The organism is Fibrisoma limi BUZ 3 (assembly GCF_000296815.2).
Lineage (GTDB): Bacteria > Bacteroidota > Bacteroidia > Cytophagales > Spirosomataceae > Fibrisoma > Fibrisoma limi.
In genome coordinates, this window is the sequence record NZ_CAIT01000006.1 from 1,591,372 (window position 1) to 1,606,659 (window position 15,288).

The window sequence follows — 15,288 nt, forward strand, 5'->3', positions numbered from 1 at the left end:
CCTACGTACGTTCATAGACTATGATTTATCTCTTCATTGCCCTTTGGTTATGGTGGGAAGAGCCCCTTTTGCTGAACCAGATTTCGCTTAACAACCAGGCTCGCCAGGAAGCGGAAGCGGCTTACAAAGCAGGTGACTATGTCCGTGCTCTCAATCGCTACGCCTACCTGAGCCGGTTGACGACGACCATTGATCCGGCCGTTCGCCTGAATCTGGGTCATACGTACTTTCACCTCGGTCGATACAGTAAAGCCAAGCCACAGTACGAAAACCTGCTTCGCTCCGACCGCCCCGATTTGCGAACTGTGGCGGCTACGCAACTGGGTGTTATTGCCTGCCTACGCCGTGATAGCGCCACCGCCCTGTCGCTCTTTCGACAGGCGTTACTGGAAGACCCCAATAATGAACCCGCCAGGTATAATTTTGAGTTAGTAAAACAGCGGTATTCGGAAAAATCACCGGCTCCCAATCCCCGAACGAAATCATCCACCAAACAGCCCCAGCAGGTTAACAAACCTAAACCGATGGGGGGACAGTTGGTAGAGCGGTCGGATCGTCAGGACGATCTGCTACGTCGGTTCCGGCAGCTAAACCTAACCGAAGAGCAGGCGCTGCAACTGCTGAATGCCATGCAAGCCGATGATCTGCCCTATCCGCTGATCCGGTCGACCCGGCGCTCCGACTTGGAAACCGCAACGTCCGGCAACCGCTGGTAAGTATCAACAACTAAAACCATCATGAACGAAGTCGTTATTATTTCAGCCGTCCGGACGCCCATTGGCAGTTTCGGTGGCGCTTTATCGACGTTGTCGGCAACGGACCTTGGGGCTGCGGCCATAAAAGGGGCGCTGGCCCGTGCGGGTGTGCAGCCCGATCAGGTCCAGGAAGTATACATGGGTAACGTAGTGTCGGCCAACCTGGGTCAGGCTCCGGCTAAGCAGGCCGCCCTGAAAGCCGGACTACCCGCCAGTGTGCCATGCACGACCATCAATAAAGTGTGCGCATCGGGCACCAAAGCCATCATGCTGGCCGCCCAGTCCATTCAACTGGGTCTGGCCGATATTATCGTAGCGGGCGGTATGGAAAGTATGTCCAACACGCCCTACTACGTTCCGAAAGCCCGGTTTGGCTATAAATACGGAAACGCTGAACTCGTTGACGGGCTGGCCCGGGATGGTCTGGTCGATGCCTACGATCAGTGCGCCATGGGCGTTTTTGCCGATCAGACCGCAAAGCATTACGGCATCAGCCGGGAAGCACAGGATGCCTACACAGTACAGTCGTACCGCCGGACGGAAGCCAGTACCCAGAACGACCAGTTTAAAGCGGAGATCGTTCCGGTTGAAGTAGCGGGCCGCAAAGGCAGCGTCACGGTTGCCGAAGACGAAGAATACAAGAACGTAATTTACGATAAGATCCCGACCCTCAAGCCGGCTTTTACCCCCGACGGCACCGTAACGCCCGCCAGTTCGTCACCCATCAGCGATGGAGCCTCGGCGCTGGTCGTAATGAGCCGCCGGAAAGCCGACGAACTCGGCCTGAAACCACTGGCCCGAATTCTGGCCTATGCCGACGCGGAACAGGAACCTCAGTGGTTCACGACAGCCCCAACAAAGGCCGTTCCACTGGCCCTGGAGCGCGCTGGTCTCAAAGCCGACGACATTGACTACTACGAGGTAAACGAAGCGTTCGCCGTTGTACCCCTGGCGTTCAGCGAAGTCGTGGGTGTGCCGCAGGAAAAGCTGAACGTATTCGGAGGAGCCGTTTCCATTGGTCACCCGCTGGGTGCATCGGGAGCCCGGATCGTAACAACCCTGACGAACGTTCTTCAGCAGAACGGGGGCCGCTACGGTGCCGTTGGTATCTGCAACGGGGGCGGGGGTGCTTCGGCACTGGTGCTGGAGAAACTGTAAGTACGTTTTCGGTTTACTGTTTTCGGTAGCAGGCCATCATTACTCGTCTTGAGAGGCTGAGCACCTGACAAAAACCTAACTACTGGCCGAGGCAGCGTACCGGCTACATAGTAAACTCTATCAGCGTTCAAACGTCTTTTGACGGCGGCCGATTTTCTGAGAACGTGATTGATAACTTAACTTCTTTGATCAACCCGACGTGAAAGGACGTAACTACTAACACAATGACAACAGAAAACAGTAAACTGAAAACGCCAGCCATTCCGTCTAACGCCATTCATGAAACCAATTTTCAGTTCGACGGGCAACTGAGCTTCTACCGAGGCAAAGTGCGGGACGTATACGCTTTTCCCGACCGGCTCGTGATGATCGCCACCGATCGCATCTCGGCCTTTGACGTAGTGCTGCCCCGACCAATTCCGTACAAAGGCCAGGTACTGAACCAGACAGCCGCCTATTTCCTGCGGGCTACGGCCGATCTTGTCCCGAACTGGCTGATCGACGTTCCCGACCCGAACGTTAGCATCGGGTTGAAGTGCGAACCCTACGCGGTTGAGATGGTTGTGCGGGGCTATCTGGCGGGCCACGCCTGGCGGCAGTACCGTGATGGCCACCGCACCCTCTGCGGGGTACCCCTCCCTGATGGCCTGCGCGAGAACGACCGGCTACCTCAGCCCATCATCACCCCGACCACCAAAGCCCACGAAGGTCACGACGAAGACATCAGCCGGGAGGAGATTATTGGTCGTGGTATCGTGAGCGAAGAAGAATACAGTCAGTTGGAGCAGTACGCCCTGGCCCTCTTCCAACGGGGCACGGAGATGGCCGCCAGACAGGGGTTGATCCTGGTCGACACCAAATACGAGTTCGGTAAACTCGATGGGCAGATCTACCTCATCGACGAAGTCCATACGCCCGACTCGTCGCGGTACTTTTATGCCGACACCTATACCGAAAACTTACAAGCCGGGCAGCCGCAGAAACAATTGTCCAAAGAGTTTGTTAGGGAATGGCTGATTGCAAATAATTTTCAGGGTAAAACCGGCCAGACCGTACCGGAGATGAGTGACGAATGGGTAAACCAGATTACGAAGCGATACATTGAACTGTTTGAAACCGTTACGGGTCAGTCCTTTGAAACGGCACCGGAAGCTGATCCGCTGAATCGTATAGAAACGGCCATCCGGCAAGCCCTTACAAACGCCTAACCCACGGGGCCCCTACGGTCATGAATCGGTTTTACATTGTAGCTTATTCGTTTTACTTTTAGGCCCGGAACCTTTTGCAACGCATGAATTACACAATTGAAAAGAATGAGCAGTATGCCCTGATTCGGCTGACAGAGAGCGAATTTTCGGGTGATGTGCCAACTGATTTTGAAACACTGAGCCGCAGTCTCTTCCGGGAGGGCTATAGCAACATTATCGTTGATATGACGCCGATTCAGGCAGTGGATAATGCAGGCATTATGGCGATTCGCAAGATTAACCGGCAGTGCGTCAATGAAGTTGGTTTGCTCGTTTTAGTTACGAAACGTGATGAGTTAATTGAAACCCTGGATACGGCCAATATCAGCGACCTGACCATTCTTCCGACGGTTGAAGAGGCCATTGACGCCGTATTCATGAATGAACTGGAAAACGATTTCCGCAGCGAGGACGACGATGAGTATGAGGGAGGGGTCAGCAGCGGCCGGGACACCGATTTCTAGCGTAAACCACGGCCAGCCGGACCCTGCCGGACGGACTTCGGTTCATTCCTTCGCGCTCACGATTCTGGGCGCGGGCTCAGCTACGCCCACGCTGGGCCGTCATCCGACGGCCCAGCTCCTGACAGTTGGTAATGAGTACATGCTGATTGACTGTGGTGAAGGCACCCAGTTTCGACTCATTGAACAGAAGATTCGCCCCGGGCGTCTTCGCTACATTTTTATCAGCCACCTCCACGGCGATCATTATTTCGGCCTGCCCCCGCTCCTGTCGACGCTGAACCTGTCGGGACGTACGGAAGACCTGTACCTGTTCGGACCGCAGGGATTGGATGAGGTCCTGACAACCATGTTCAGGGTGTCCGACACGCGGCTCGGCTACCCGCTTCACTTTCAGCCGGTCGATACCGGCAATCCGACGCTGCTCCTGGATCATCCACAGTTGACAGTGACGTCGATTCCGCTCGAACACCGCATTGACTGTTCCGGCTATCTGTTTCAGGAGAAACCTCATAAGCTCCGACTGCTGCGTGAACGCCTGCCCGACGACGTACCGGTAACGTATCTGAAACAACTGAAAGAAGGCTTTGATATTCTGGACGAAACCGGTCAGGTACTTTACTCAGCCACCGACTACACAGAGGCTGGTCCGCCGGCCCGGTCCTACGCCTACTGCTCGGATACGCGTTACAACGAATTCCTGATTCCGCAGCTACAGGGTGTGGATTTGCTCTACCATGAAGCTACCTTCCTGGAAGACAACGCTCAGCGGGCAACCGAGGTATTCCACTCCACGGCGCAGCAGGCGGCTACTATTGCAGCCAGAGCCGGGGCCGGCCGGTTACTGATTGGCCATTTTTCATCCCGCTACAAAAAATTTGACCCCTTTCTGATCGAGGCCCGCACCGTTTTCCCGGAAACGTATCTGGCGGTCGAAGGCGAAACGCTCGAAATAAACAAGTGGGCGCATTAACTTTGCACCTACCCGAACCTTACCACAAAATGTTTTTGTTCCGATTAGGCTTTCTCGATGTAGGCTGGCTCGATATTCTCGACATCCTGCTGGTTGCTGTTTTGATTTACCAGATTTACAACCTGCTCCGGGGTAGCGTAGCCAGTCGGGTGTTTGTCGGGTATCTGTTAATCTACCTGCTTTACCTTGTAGTTAAAGCACTGGGACTTAACCTACTGACCACCATTCTGGAGTATTTTATCAGCGTGGGAGCTCTCGCGCTGATCATTATTTTTCAGCAGGAAATCCGGCGCTTTCTCCTCCTGATCGGCAAATCGACGAACGTAGTCAACAACCGGTTGATGCGCCGGTGGCTGCTTCGGCAACCTTATTTACCCGAATCGATTACGCCCCTCAAGCCTATTGTCGACGCCTGCAAAACCCTGAGCGCCGAGTTTTCGGGCGGGCTGATCGTTATTGAACGGAACGATGATCTGGATAAATACGTACAAACAGGCGAGTTAATCAACGCTAACCTGTCGAAACAGCTCCTGCTCTCGATTTTCAGCCAGTACAGCCCCCTGCACGACGGGGCCGTTATCATCAGCAATGGACGTATTGTGGCAGCTCGCTGCATCCTGCCCGTATCTGACGACGACGTACTGCCACCGGCGCTGGGCTTCCGCCACCGGGCGGCTCTGGGCATGTGCGAAGCCACCGACGCGGCTGTGATTGCCGTATCGGAGGAAACCGGCCGACTGGCGCTGGCTATCAATGGCGAACTATCGACCAACCTGAGCCTGCCCGAGCTGGAAAGCCGACTGGATAAGTACCTGAACGAACCGGGCCTTAAACCACTGGGCAACATTACGCCCTGAGCAGTCCGTCAAAACCATTGCTTACCTGGATCGTTAGGTGTTCATACATCAACGATCTATGAACGCTAATCGCTTCTTTGCTGCGCTCACGATTGCGCTACTAACCGGTTCTATTCAGGCTCAGGCCCAGGTTCGGCTCGACCTGGAATCGGGCCTTGTCCTCGGCACTCCCTACAATAACGTACGGATACCCAATCAGGGGGGTACGAAATTTAACCTGGCCGAGGATCTATCGGTGAAGCCCAAGGTCTTTTACCGCATTCGGCTGGGATACACGATTGCGGATCGGCATACTATTTCGGCACTATACGCTCCGCTGACCGTTCGGTATGAAGGCGCGTTTCCTCAGGCAGTGAACTATAACAATGTTGTTTTCCCGGCCGATAGGGCTACTACGGCTTATTATACCTTTAACTCGTACCGACTGACGTACCGCTACGATTTTGTACGGAGTGAACGCTGGCGTGTTGGGGCAGGCTTCACGGCTAAAATCCGGGATGCCAACGTCCGGCTGGTGAGCGAAAACCGGGATACAGGCTACGACAATGTGGGGTTCGTGCCGCTGCTCAATTTTTACGCGGCCTACCGGCCTACGGAGCAGTGGTCCATTCTGGTAGAGGGCGATGCGCTGGGCTCCCGATTTGGACGGGCGGAGGATATATTTGCCGGTCTTGCGTACCGGCTTAGTCCAGCGGTTGGCCTGAAAGCCGGCTACCGGGTTGTAGAAGGTGGCGCCGACGTCGACGAAGTGTACAACTTTACGTGGATCAACTACGCATCAGTGGGGTTGTTGGTTAGTTTTTAAAAAGAAAGGAGGAAAGGGAGGAGGGAGGAAAGGAGAAAAGGGTTTTGCCTATTCCTTTCTTTCCTCCTTTCTTCAATATTCCAGCATACCTGGCAGGGCTTTGGCCTGCTCAACAAAATCCGCGATCTGCTCCATCGATGGCGGACGCTGGGTGAACTGCCGGACATTATTGATTTCAATCAGTTTAGCGTGCAGGTTTTCGGGAGAACGATGCGCCAGTTCTTTTACGGTATCGACACCCGCTTCTTCCAGCAGGTCACTATACACACGACCAACCCCTTTGATGCGGGCCAGATCTGCCCGGTTAGCTAATTCAAGAATCATGGTAGCGTTGATACCGGCAGCCGATGCCAGTGCTTTACGCCCCTCCGGAGTTTTAGCTGCTTCCAGTAAAGCACTGCTGTCGCCGAGACCCTGCGCTTTCAGTGCGTTTAGAACGGCGTTAGTAATTCCACGCAGTTCTCCAAGAGTAATACTCATAATGAATAGGTTTTAGGTAAGCACATACGAAACGACTTGACCTTCAAGCCGCTATCTATTCGCTATTTTAGCGATTATTATATTTTCTCCTAATGTCGTTAATCAAAAATTTTTTCTGGGCCGTGAAGCTTTCGGGGTGCATCTGGCTGAACTCAGCTTCCCATTCGGCATAACGCGCTGGCTCATTCGTCCGAAACTGATCGGCGTTAATCTTCTTCTGGGTCAGGTATTCTTCGAATGTCATACGTACTTACTCTGCCTTTTTAGCAGGTTTGTTACAATCGTGTTTTGATCAATTATAGGATATGGTCGCCATGCAAGGCAGAAACCGGCAAGTTCAGGACAAAATGGCTGATCGACTGCCCTGGATACATGAAGATAGTGTACTGGAACAGATGTTGGCGCAGTTCCCCTATCCAGATAAACAACATAGGTATGGAAACTCAATTTGTGACATTTGCCGACATCTCGTCGCAGGCCGGTGGTATTGGTGATCAGGACCCAATCCTGCTGGATGCGTACTCAAATACAGTCGTAAATGTAGCCAAAAAAGTGAGCCCGTCGGTGGTTCAGATTAAGGTCAGCGGCCGTGCTTCCGACAGCAATCAGCCTGATACCCGGCGTCGGCCTGGTCGGGGCGATGGGGGTGGCTCTGGTTCCGGATTCATTATCTCTTCGGATGGGTATATCATTACTAATAACCACGTTGTAGCAGGCGCAACCAAAATTGACGTAACAGTGCCCGAGCGACAGGATGAACCCAGCCGTGATTACGAAGCCACCCTGATCGGTCGCGACCCCGCTACCGACATTGCCGTACTGAAGATCTACGGTGAAGGCCTGAAAGCCATCAAATTCGCGGATTCCAAACAGACGCAGGTCGGGCAGATTGCCATTGCTATCGGTAATCCATACGGCTTTCAGTATTCGCTGACGGCCGGTGTGGTCAGCGCGCTCGGCCGTACGCTACGTTCTGAATCGGGGCGCCTGATCGACGACGTCATCCAGACCGATGCCGCCCTGAATCCCGGAAACTCAGGTGGGCCACTGGTGAATTCCAACGGCGACGTAATCGGCGTCAACACAGCCGTGATTTTGCCCGCTCAGGGCATTTGTTTCGCGGTTTCGTCGAATCTGGCCGCGCTGGTTGCCGGGAAGCTCATAATGCACGGTCGGGTCCGACGGGGGTATCTGGGTATTGCCGGTCAGTTGATCAACCTGACGGAGCGCATCCGGCAATATAACCAGCTCAGCGCCCGAACGGGGGTCATCATTGCCAGTGTGGAGGCCGACGGCGTAGCGGGTAACAGTGAGTTGCAGCAGGGCGATATCATCGTTGGATTCAACGGGCAACCCGTGGCTACCGTCGATGACCTGCACCGCCTGCTGACGGAAGAAACGATTGGTCGGCGAATTCAACTGACCATCCTGCGCGACAACCGGCAACGGGGCGTTATGGCTACGCCGGGCGAACTGAAATAGAGCCAATTACGCACGTTCAACAAAAAAAAGGACCTGGGGTTACTCAGGTCTTTTTTTGTTGAACATTACTAAGTTTTGGCCGGATCGTATAACATTCTGCTCGCATTATGAGTAATGTGTCTGCTATCATGAATCATCATATAGCAACATTAGTTTGTTTCATTTATCACTATTTCATGTACACGTATGAAAAAGCTCCTTCTTTCAATCTTGTTGCTTGGTACCCTGTCGGCTACTGCACAGCAATACAAACCCTTCAAAGTGAATGCGTCGGTTGGATACGCCAAACCCCTGTCGCCGGGCGTTGACGGTGGTTTTCTGCTTGCCGTCGAACCAAAGTACGGTGTTACCGATAACCTCGACCTTGGCCTGCGCCTTGAATCGGCCTGGGTAGCCCGGGGCGTTCAGGTGAACGGCAATACAACCACTGGTGATGTAGGCGCGTTCAGTTCAGTTCTGGTGACGGGTAATTACCTGTTTGGCCAGAACAATGTCCGTCCCTTTCTAGGGGCCGGGCTGGGGCTCTTTGTTGTAGGCGCAGCCGGTACAGTGGTGATCACCGATGGTCAGAATAACAACCAGAACGTCGAGTTTGTGAACGACACGAAGTTTGGCGGTATGATCCGTGGGGGTGTCAAAGTAGGCCACTTTGTAGCAGCCGTTGAATACAACGCAGCCCCGACCACTGATAATCGGCTGGGCACCACAACGGTTACCAGCGAGAATTCATATCTGGGCATAAAAGTAGGGTTTGACATCGGCGGAGGACGCCGGTAGTGCTTCTTCGCTTAAAGTTGCCCATAACACGTAGAGCGTTGTCTCGGTAACGCATGATGCCAGCAGGTCGATGTAGCTTCTCGGAGTTACATCGACTTTTTTTATGCAATAGGCTCAAAATCTTATCGAAATACCGCCGGAAAGTCAATTCAGTAAACAACCACTTTCATTAATCACCTATTAGATAGTCATTTATATACGTATCAAATTTTTGGCCATTTTTTATATGCTATTCCTGGCTTATGTTCGCAGCTTCATAAATAAAATATCAGTTTTTCCACTACTTCACTATTCACAAATTCATGAAGCAAGTTCTGCTTTCACTGTTCATGCTGGTAGCCGTTTCTGCTACGGCCCAGGAGTTTAAACCGTTTAAATTCAACATTTCGCTCGGGTATGCAAAACCAAGCGGTCCGGGTGCCTCCGGCGGTTTCCTGTATTCACTGGAACCGAAGTACGGCCTTTCGGACAACATCGACCTGGGTCTGCGGATTGAGGGCGCTTTGATGGTTCGCGGGGTTGTTGTCAATGGCGAAGATGCCGAGGGCGAATTGAAAGCCTCAGGGTCGTACCTGGTTACGGGAACGTATCTGCTGACAAACACGAATTTCCGGCCCTACATTGGAGCGGGTGCCGGTCTGTTTTCAGTTGCCAGCACGGGAGTTACCGTCATAGACGATGAAGCCGAAGCCGGAACCCTGACGGGCGGAACGAAGTTTGGCGGCATGGTGCGCGCAGGCTTCAAGGCAGGCCATTTCAACCTGGGTCTGGAGTACAACCTGATTCCGGCTACGGAAGGCATTATTATGTCGAACAACGGTCTCAACACAAACGTATCGAGCAAAAACTCCTATTTCGGTATTAAACTGGGCGTTGATATTGGGGGTGGTCGCTACAAATAAGATCAATTTACCGTCATACAAAAAAACGCAGACTGATGGCGGTCTGCGTTTTTTGTATGACGGGTTTGTTATTGGAGCAGCGTCTTTAACTCTGTATCCGACACGGTCAGTAAGCCAACTTTAGGCAGCCTTCGGGTCAGTTCCCGCCAATTCGGGTCTTTGACATAGATGGTCCGCAACATATCCGCAGCCTTGGGCACCTGCTTCGTGTTGGCCAGGGCGATAGCCGTCCAGTACTGCATTTCCAGGTTCTGCGGAAACTGCTGCATGGCGGCCCCGTATTCCTGCATGGCCCGTTTCATGTCGTTTTTCTCAACGGCCAGATCGCCGTTGTTCATGTGCTCGTAGGCCCGATGCGTCCGTAGCAGCCGGTCGAGTTCACGCAGGGGCTGGCTGGCGTCGTCGACGCGCAGATCGACTACGTGGTTATCATCCCAGGGCGCACCCGTTGCTTTACCTTTGACCACCAGCAGCACCGCCGACTGACGGCCACGAACGTCGCCCCCGGCCCCCTGAGCCGCATTGAGCGCCGACAACACCCGCTCGGGTAGAGGTAAGGCGGCATTCTTTTCAAAAGCCGCGGCCATAGCATCGGGGACCTTATTGGTAAGCATCATGTTGGCCTGCACCGAATAATTCTTCCCCTTGCGGTGGCCGGCGAAGTCAATGCACTTCTTACCGGTATGCACCGCTACGTTACCCCTGGCATCGACAATAGCCACCTGCCGTACATCTCGACCATCGTCAGTACGGAGCAGTTCGTCCAGGGCCTGCTGGGCGGTTCTGCCCTTCTTCAGCAGCGCCAGGCCGCGCAAGCCAAACGACTTGTTGACAAACGACTGGGTAGCGACTACGCCAACGCCCGCTTCCCCCCACGAGACGGTGGTGCCGACCGAGAACCAGTGGCTTTGTACGCCCACGGCCAGATCGCCGGTTTTTTCGTCGCGGGCTACGATCGAGAAGGTATGCGCGAAGGGTTCGCGGCTGCCGTTCGTTCCGGTACGGGCATGCTGGGCTAAGGCGGTGGTTGACAGAAAAAAGAGACTGACGAAGAACCGATGCATGTTGAATGGGGTTAAGATCACCAAATATACACGGGGCAGGTCTTTCGCCAACAATCTGCTTTCTGAAAGCGACAGACCCCGTAACTTGCACCCGAATACAACACTATACCACTTCATGAACCAGGAACAATCCCCTCCCCTCACCCGCGCCCAGGCGTCCCGCGTTGCTATCGAACGACTGTACATCACCATGCGGCACCTCTTTAACCGGGGTTTTTATAAGCCGTCGGGTATATCAGGCGAAGAAATCCGCCGGGCGTTGCTCGTTCTGCAACCCGAAATTTACGGACTGGTCGGCGACTCCCAACGCGTGGAACTCGACGGGCTGGTGTACGTCATGGACCGCCTGCCCAAAGGCATTGAATCCTGCCGGGTCATTACGCTGGCTTCGCGGGAAGGCTTCGAACATTCGCACTTTCCAATCCTGGTTCCCGCCAAACGCCGTCGGAACTGTTACCGCATCGATCAGGAGCAAATGGTCATCGAGGTGACCAACGGCCGCAGTGAGATCTATGATATCCTGACTCACCTGACGTTCATGTTCATGGAGGCTGACAAAATCCGGCGCAACGCCTTTCAGGAACGGGGCAGCAAAACCCGTGAGTGGGAAAAACTCGAAGCTATTGTTCAGGCCGGCGGTACGGTCACCGACGATGAACGTGAACTGGCCCTGACGTACCTGAGCTCCATTCTGGGCCGAACATTCGAGGAAACGCAACGTGCGTATCAGCGATTTGATGAGACGGGGGGCACTAACAACGGCCTGTTTCGGATCGTGTATGGGCTGGGCAGCGTATCGATCCGCGAGATTCGGGAGAGCCAGGCCGATCGTGAAATCAATTTCACGCCCATGCTCCGCGAACGGATCGGCCAGCACCTCTACGGCGAACGCTGGGCTACACGCATCAAGCAGTACATCCGGGACAACAACCTGCACGAACGCCCGATTCACGTCATCAGCGCCAATCCGCACAGCGTCGTGAACTGCCTGTATGCCCCGGCCGCTCTGACCGGTACCACTACGTGGGATAACCTCTACGATCTGGCGCTTAAACTCAGCCAGCCCCTTCAGCAGAACCTGCGGTCGAAAGTAGCCGAATACGCCCTGGCGCATGGGCTGCATGAACTGGCCGATGCGGGCGGCACGAACCTGCTGGTACAGCTCATCGATACAGCCCAGTTACCGACCAAAAAGCTACCCGGCGAAATCAGCCACGATCCCGCTTACATTGACGAAACGCAGCCGCTGCTGCTGGTGATGGATTATGCGTTTGGCGAGCAGGCGTTCGAAACCATGGACGAACTACTGAAGCCGTACGATCAGAACGGAGAGTCGTTCGACCTGAACGTAGCGTCGGTGTCGATCATCGGTAAAGCCGGCATCCTGACCGGAGACAAAGGCGACCTGATGATTCCGACTTCGCATATTTTCGAGGGAACCGCCGACAACTATCCCCTGGACAATGACTTCACCCCCGCCGACTTTGAGGGCAACGGCCTGGCCGTGTACGAAGGCGCGATGATTACCGTATTGGGGACGTCGCTTCAGAACAAAGACATTCTGAGTTATTTCCGCAATTCATCGTGGAAGGCAGTCGGCCTGGAAATGGAAGGCGCGCACTACCAGAAGGCGATTCAGGCCCACGTGAAAATTCGTAACAGTGTACCAGCAAACGTCAAGGTTCGGTACGCCTACTACGCGTCGGACAACCCGCTGATCACGGGCGGTACGCTCGCTTCTGGTAGTCTTGGCACCCTGGGCGTCAAACCAACGTATCTCATCACGGTCAAGTGCCTGGAAAAGATATTTAACCGGTGACCAGGGTGTTCAATGAGCGGTGGGCTTTCTTCTCCCATTGTGGGAGAAGTACCCGGGGGTAAAGACAAGCAAACTGAAAGTCGTATTTACTGTTATTTTAATATGACTTCCGCTACGTTTCGCTTCTACGGCTCTCTTAACGATTTTCTGCCCAACAACCGGCAGCAGGTGTCCTTCACACACAACGTCGGCGGGCGGGTGTCGGTCAAGGACGTAGTCGAGTCGCTGGGGGTGCCGCATCCGGAAGTTGGGCTGCTGCTGATTAACAGCCAGTCAGCTCCATTCTCGCAGTTGTTGCGCGATGGCGATTACGTGAGCGTTTATCCGACCTTCGGGGCGTTTGACGTATCGGCGGTTTCGCTGGTTCAGCCCACCCCACTGGCGGAGGTCCGGTTTGTGCTGGACGTTCACCTCGGTACGCTGGCAACCCACCTGCGCCTGATGGGTTTCGATACGCTCTACCGTAACGACTACGCCGACGACGAACTGGCCCGAATTTCGCACAACGACCACTGGATTCTGCTGACCCGCGACCGGGGTCTGCTGATGCGGAGCCTGGTCGAATACGGCTATTTTGTACGCCACACCCAACCGGCCCGCCAGTTGATTGACGTGTTGCAACGGTTTAAACTGACTGAACACATCCGACCGTTCACACGGTGCCTGGCCTGCAACGGTGAGCTTACCCCCGTCAGTAAAGCAGATGTTCAGGATCAGCTTCCCCCGAAAGTTCGGGCGTATCGGCACCAGTTCTGGCAATGTTCGCACTGCAACCGAGTGTATTGGGAAGGTATGCACCACCAGCGGATGCTTCAGTTTGTCGACGATGTACGGCAGGCGCTCAACTGATAGTATTATTTATTGGAATAGTAGTAATCAACCACTTACTAAGTAGAAAGGCTTTTTTCGGAACAACCAACCCAGCAATTTTGTAGGTAAATCGGAGATGTTCCGCTTATAGTATGGCTAAACGTAAAAATGCAGTGTATAGTAGTCCGGACGTCGTATTGATCGGCGCCGGGATTATGAGCGCTACCCTTGGGGTAATGCTCAAAGAATTACAACCCGATCTAACGATTGACATATACGAGCGACTCGACGTAGCAGCGGCCGAAAGCTCCGATGCCTGGAACAACGCGGGCACCGGCCACTCGGCTTTCTGTGAGTTGAACTACACGCCCGAACGCCCCGATGGCTCCATCGAGACTACGAAGGCCATCAAAATTGCCGAATCGTTTGAGGTATCGAAGCAGTTCTGGGCGTTTCTGATCCAGCAGGGTTTCCTGAAAAATGCCCCCAACTTCATCCGGCAGATTCCGCACATGAGCTTCGTCTGGGGCGACGATAACGTAACGTACCTGCGCAAACGCTTTGAGGCCCTGAAGCAGTCGCATTTGTTCAAAGGCATGCAGTACTCAGAAGATCCGGCGCAGCTTTCGCAGTGGATTCCGCTCGTGATGGACGGCCGCGACCCGGCGCAGAAGGTAGCCGCTACGCGCATGGACATCGGTACGGATGTCAACTTCGGTGCGTTGACCCGCAGCATGTTCCAGCAGTTGCAGAACATGGAGGGTGTAAATATGCATTTCGCCCACGATGTGCGGGACATCTGGCGGTCGAAGAGCATGGGCGGCTGGAAAATCCGGGTCGAAAACCTGACGACCAACCAGATCCGCGACGTTCGGTCGGAGTTTATCTTCATCGGTGCGGGTGGTGGTTCACTGCGTCTGCTCGAAAAATCGGATATTCCGGAAGCCCGTGGCTACGGTGGTTTCCCTGTGAGTGGGCAGTGGCTGAAGTGCCTGAACCGCGACATCATCGAGCAGCACCAGGCTAAAGTATACGGCAAAGCGGCTGTCGGCTCACCTCCGATGTCGGTTCCCCACCTCGACACCCGCATGATTGGTGGCCAGAAAGAACTGCTTTTTGGTCCATACGCCGGTTTCTCGACTAAATTTCTGAAGCACGGTTCATACATGGATCTGCCCAAGTCGATCCAGATGAACAATATCGCGCCAATGCTCATGGCCGGTCTGCATAACATTCCGCTGACGAAATACCTGATTGAGCAGGTGCTTCAGTCGCCGGAAGACCGCCTGACCGCCCTGCGCGACTATTTCCCCAACGCCCGGATGGAAGACTGGGAGCTGGAAATTGCTGGCCAGCGTGTGCAGGTGATCAAGAAAGACGAAGAGGAAGGGGGCGTACTGGAGTTTGGGACGGAGGTTGTCAGCGCGGCCGACGGCAGCATTGCCGCCCTGCTCGGTGCATCGCCGGGGGCGTCAACGGCCGTATCAATCATGCTCGATCTGCTCAAGCGGTGTTTCCCCGACAAACTGAATTCCGAAGCCTGGCAGCAACGGCTTAAGGAAATGATTCCGTCGTACGGCCGTTCGCTGGCCGACGACCCGCAATTATTGCAGGAAATTCGCACGGTTACCAGTAATGTGCTGGGACTCGACGTGTACGAGTATACCGCCGACTAGCCGTCCATTTTTTTCAACGCCC

Annotated in this window: 16 protein-coding genes; 13 read left to right on the forward strand and 3 right to left on the reverse strand. The window is 54.3% G+C overall.

Annotated elements, in window-relative coordinates:
• Positions 1-20: 20 nt before the first annotated feature.
• From BN8_RS14550 to BN8_RS14580, 7 genes are all read left to right on the forward strand, one after another.
• Complete coding sequence (locus BN8_RS14550; RefSeq protein ID WP_009282664.1) at positions 21-716, forward strand: tetratricopeptide repeat protein; 696 nt, start codon at positions 21-23, stop codon at positions 714-716.
• Positions 717-737: 21 nt separating this feature from the next.
• Entirely contained in the window at positions 738-1,913 is a 1,176-nt protein-coding gene (locus tag BN8_RS14555; protein ID WP_009282665.1) for an acetyl-CoA C-acyltransferase, read from the forward strand.
• 224 nt (positions 1,914-2,137) lie between these two features.
• Complete coding sequence (locus BN8_RS14560) at positions 2,138-3,121, forward strand: phosphoribosylaminoimidazolesuccinocarboxamide synthase (RefSeq protein WP_009282666.1); 984 nt, start codon at positions 2,138-2,140, stop codon at positions 3,119-3,121.
• 83 nt (positions 3,122-3,204) lie between these two features.
• Positions 3,205-3,624 (forward strand): STAS domain-containing protein, encoded by a 420-nt coding sequence (locus BN8_RS14565; protein ID WP_009282667.1) that lies wholly within the window; start codon positions 3,205-3,207, stop codon positions 3,622-3,624.
• Positions 3,578-4,594 (forward strand): ribonuclease Z, encoded by a 1,017-nt coding sequence (locus BN8_RS14570; protein WP_009282668.1) that lies wholly within the window; start codon positions 3,578-3,580, stop codon positions 4,592-4,594. The genes BN8_RS14565 and BN8_RS14570 overlap by 47 nt, the downstream gene beginning before the upstream one ends.
• A gap of 29 nt (positions 4,595-4,623) precedes the next feature.
• A complete protein-coding gene (gene cdaA, locus BN8_RS14575; protein WP_009282669.1) occupies positions 4,624-5,451 on the forward strand; it encodes a diadenylate cyclase CdaA in 828 nt (275 codons plus the stop codon).
• Between the two features lie 58 nt (positions 5,452-5,509).
• On the forward strand, positions 5,510-6,256 hold the full coding sequence (locus tag BN8_RS14580; RefSeq protein ID WP_009282670.1) for a porin family protein: 747 nt from the start codon (positions 5,510-5,512) through the stop codon (positions 6,254-6,256).
• Between the two features lie 72 nt (positions 6,257-6,328).
• Here the strand turns inward: BN8_RS14580 and BN8_RS14585 are convergent, their stop codons facing one another.
• Together BN8_RS14585 and BN8_RS33320 are read right to left on the reverse strand one after the other, a co-directional pair.
• The gene (locus BN8_RS14585; protein ID WP_009282671.1) at positions 6,329-6,736 is read right to left on the reverse strand and encodes a DUF4332 domain-containing protein; all 408 of its coding nucleotides are present in this window, start codon (positions 6,734-6,736) and stop codon (positions 6,329-6,331) included.
• Positions 6,737-6,803: 67 nt separating this feature from the next.
• A complete protein-coding gene (locus BN8_RS33320; RefSeq protein WP_009282672.1) occupies positions 6,804-6,980 on the reverse strand; it encodes a hypothetical protein in 177 nt (58 codons plus the stop codon).
• A 191-nt stretch (positions 6,981-7,171) separates the two neighbouring features.
• Here BN8_RS33320 and BN8_RS14590 point away from each other — a divergent pair, with 191 nt between their 5' ends.
• The 3 genes from BN8_RS14590 to BN8_RS14600 all read left to right on the forward strand — a co-directional run bounded on the left by BN8_RS14590 (position 7,172) and on the right by BN8_RS14600 (position 9,897).
• Positions 7,172-8,218 (forward strand): S1C family serine protease, encoded by a 1,047-nt coding sequence (locus BN8_RS14590; protein ID WP_040005822.1) that lies wholly within the window; start codon positions 7,172-7,174, stop codon positions 8,216-8,218.
• A 186-nt stretch (positions 8,219-8,404) separates the two neighbouring features.
• On the forward strand, positions 8,405-8,995 hold the full coding sequence (locus BN8_RS14595) for an outer membrane beta-barrel protein (protein WP_009282674.1): 591 nt from the start codon (positions 8,405-8,407) through the stop codon (positions 8,993-8,995).
• Positions 8,996-9,297: 302 nt separating this feature from the next.
• Positions 9,298-9,897, forward strand: coding sequence for a putative outer membrane beta-barrel protein (locus BN8_RS14600; RefSeq protein WP_009282675.1), 600 nt, complete (start codon positions 9,298-9,300; stop codon positions 9,895-9,897).
• A 68-nt stretch (positions 9,898-9,965) separates the two neighbouring features.
• Here the strand turns inward: BN8_RS14600 and BN8_RS14605 are convergent, their stop codons facing one another.
• Positions 9,966-10,961, reverse strand: a complete 996-nt coding sequence (locus BN8_RS14605) for a DUF1028 domain-containing protein (protein ID WP_040005823.1) — start codon at positions 10,959-10,961, stop codon at positions 9,966-9,968.
• Between the two features lie 115 nt (positions 10,962-11,076).
• On the opposite strand from BN8_RS14605, the gene BN8_RS14610 reads away from it, so the two are divergent.
• The 3 genes from BN8_RS14610 to BN8_RS14620 all read left to right on the forward strand — a co-directional run bounded on the left by BN8_RS14610 (position 11,077) and on the right by BN8_RS14620 (position 15,266).
• Entirely contained in the window at positions 11,077-12,780 is a 1,704-nt protein-coding gene (locus BN8_RS14610) for a DUF6909 family protein (RefSeq protein ID WP_040005824.1), read from the forward strand.
• 102 nt (positions 12,781-12,882) lie between these two features.
• Positions 12,883-13,629 (forward strand): Mut7-C RNAse domain-containing protein, encoded by a 747-nt coding sequence (locus BN8_RS14615; protein WP_040005825.1) that lies wholly within the window; start codon positions 12,883-12,885, stop codon positions 13,627-13,629.
• 113 nt (positions 13,630-13,742) lie between these two features.
• Complete coding sequence (locus BN8_RS14620; RefSeq protein ID WP_009282678.1) at positions 13,743-15,266, forward strand: malate:quinone oxidoreductase; 1,524 nt, start codon at positions 13,743-13,745, stop codon at positions 15,264-15,266.
• The last annotated feature ends 22 nt before the right edge of the window (positions 15,267-15,288 follow it).

Excerpts from the sequence above, each read along its gene's own strand:
- BN8_RS14610 (WP_040005824.1), top strand. The coding sequence starts at position 11,077 with ATGAACCAGGAACAATCCCCTCCCCTCACCCGCGCCCAGGCGTCCCGC.
- BN8_RS33320 (WP_009282672.1), bottom strand. The coding sequence starts at position 6,980 with ATGACATTCGAAGAATACCTGACCCAGAAGAAGATTAACGCCGATCAG.
- BN8_RS14585 (WP_009282671.1), bottom strand. The coding sequence starts at position 6,736 with ATGAGTATTACTCTTGGAGAACTGCGTGGAATTACTAACGCCGTTCTA.
- cdaA (WP_009282669.1), top strand. The coding sequence starts at position 4,624 with ATGTTTTTGTTCCGATTAGGCTTTCTCGATGTAGGCTGGCTCGATATT.
- BN8_RS14620 (WP_009282678.1), top strand. The coding sequence starts at position 13,743 with ATGGCTAAACGTAAAAATGCAGTGTATAGTAGTCCGGACGTCGTATTG.
- BN8_RS14615 (WP_040005825.1), top strand. The coding sequence starts at position 12,883 with ATGACTTCCGCTACGTTTCGCTTCTACGGCTCTCTTAACGATTTTCTG.
- BN8_RS14550 (WP_009282664.1), top strand. The coding sequence starts at position 21 with ATGATTTATCTCTTCATTGCCCTTTGGTTATGGTGGGAAGAGCCCCTT.
- BN8_RS14565 (WP_009282667.1), top strand. The coding sequence starts at position 3,205 with ATGAATTACACAATTGAAAAGAATGAGCAGTATGCCCTGATTCGGCTG.
- BN8_RS14605 (WP_040005823.1), bottom strand. The coding sequence starts at position 10,961 with ATGCATCGGTTCTTCGTCAGTCTCTTTTTTCTGTCAACCACCGCCTTA.
- BN8_RS14600 (WP_009282675.1), top strand. The coding sequence starts at position 9,298 with ATGAAGCAAGTTCTGCTTTCACTGTTCATGCTGGTAGCCGTTTCTGCT.
- BN8_RS14580 (WP_009282670.1), top strand. The coding sequence starts at position 5,510 with ATGAACGCTAATCGCTTCTTTGCTGCGCTCACGATTGCGCTACTAACC.
- BN8_RS14560 (WP_009282666.1), top strand. The coding sequence starts at position 2,138 with ATGACAACAGAAAACAGTAAACTGAAAACGCCAGCCATTCCGTCTAAC.
- BN8_RS14570 (WP_009282668.1), top strand. The coding sequence starts at position 3,578 with ATGAGTATGAGGGAGGGGTCAGCAGCGGCCGGGACACCGATTTCTAGC.
- BN8_RS14590 (WP_040005822.1), top strand. The coding sequence starts at position 7,172 with ATGGAAACTCAATTTGTGACATTTGCCGACATCTCGTCGCAGGCCGGT.
- BN8_RS14595 (WP_009282674.1), top strand. The coding sequence starts at position 8,405 with ATGAAAAAGCTCCTTCTTTCAATCTTGTTGCTTGGTACCCTGTCGGCT.
- BN8_RS14555 (WP_009282665.1), top strand. The coding sequence starts at position 738 with ATGAACGAAGTCGTTATTATTTCAGCCGTCCGGACGCCCATTGGCAGT.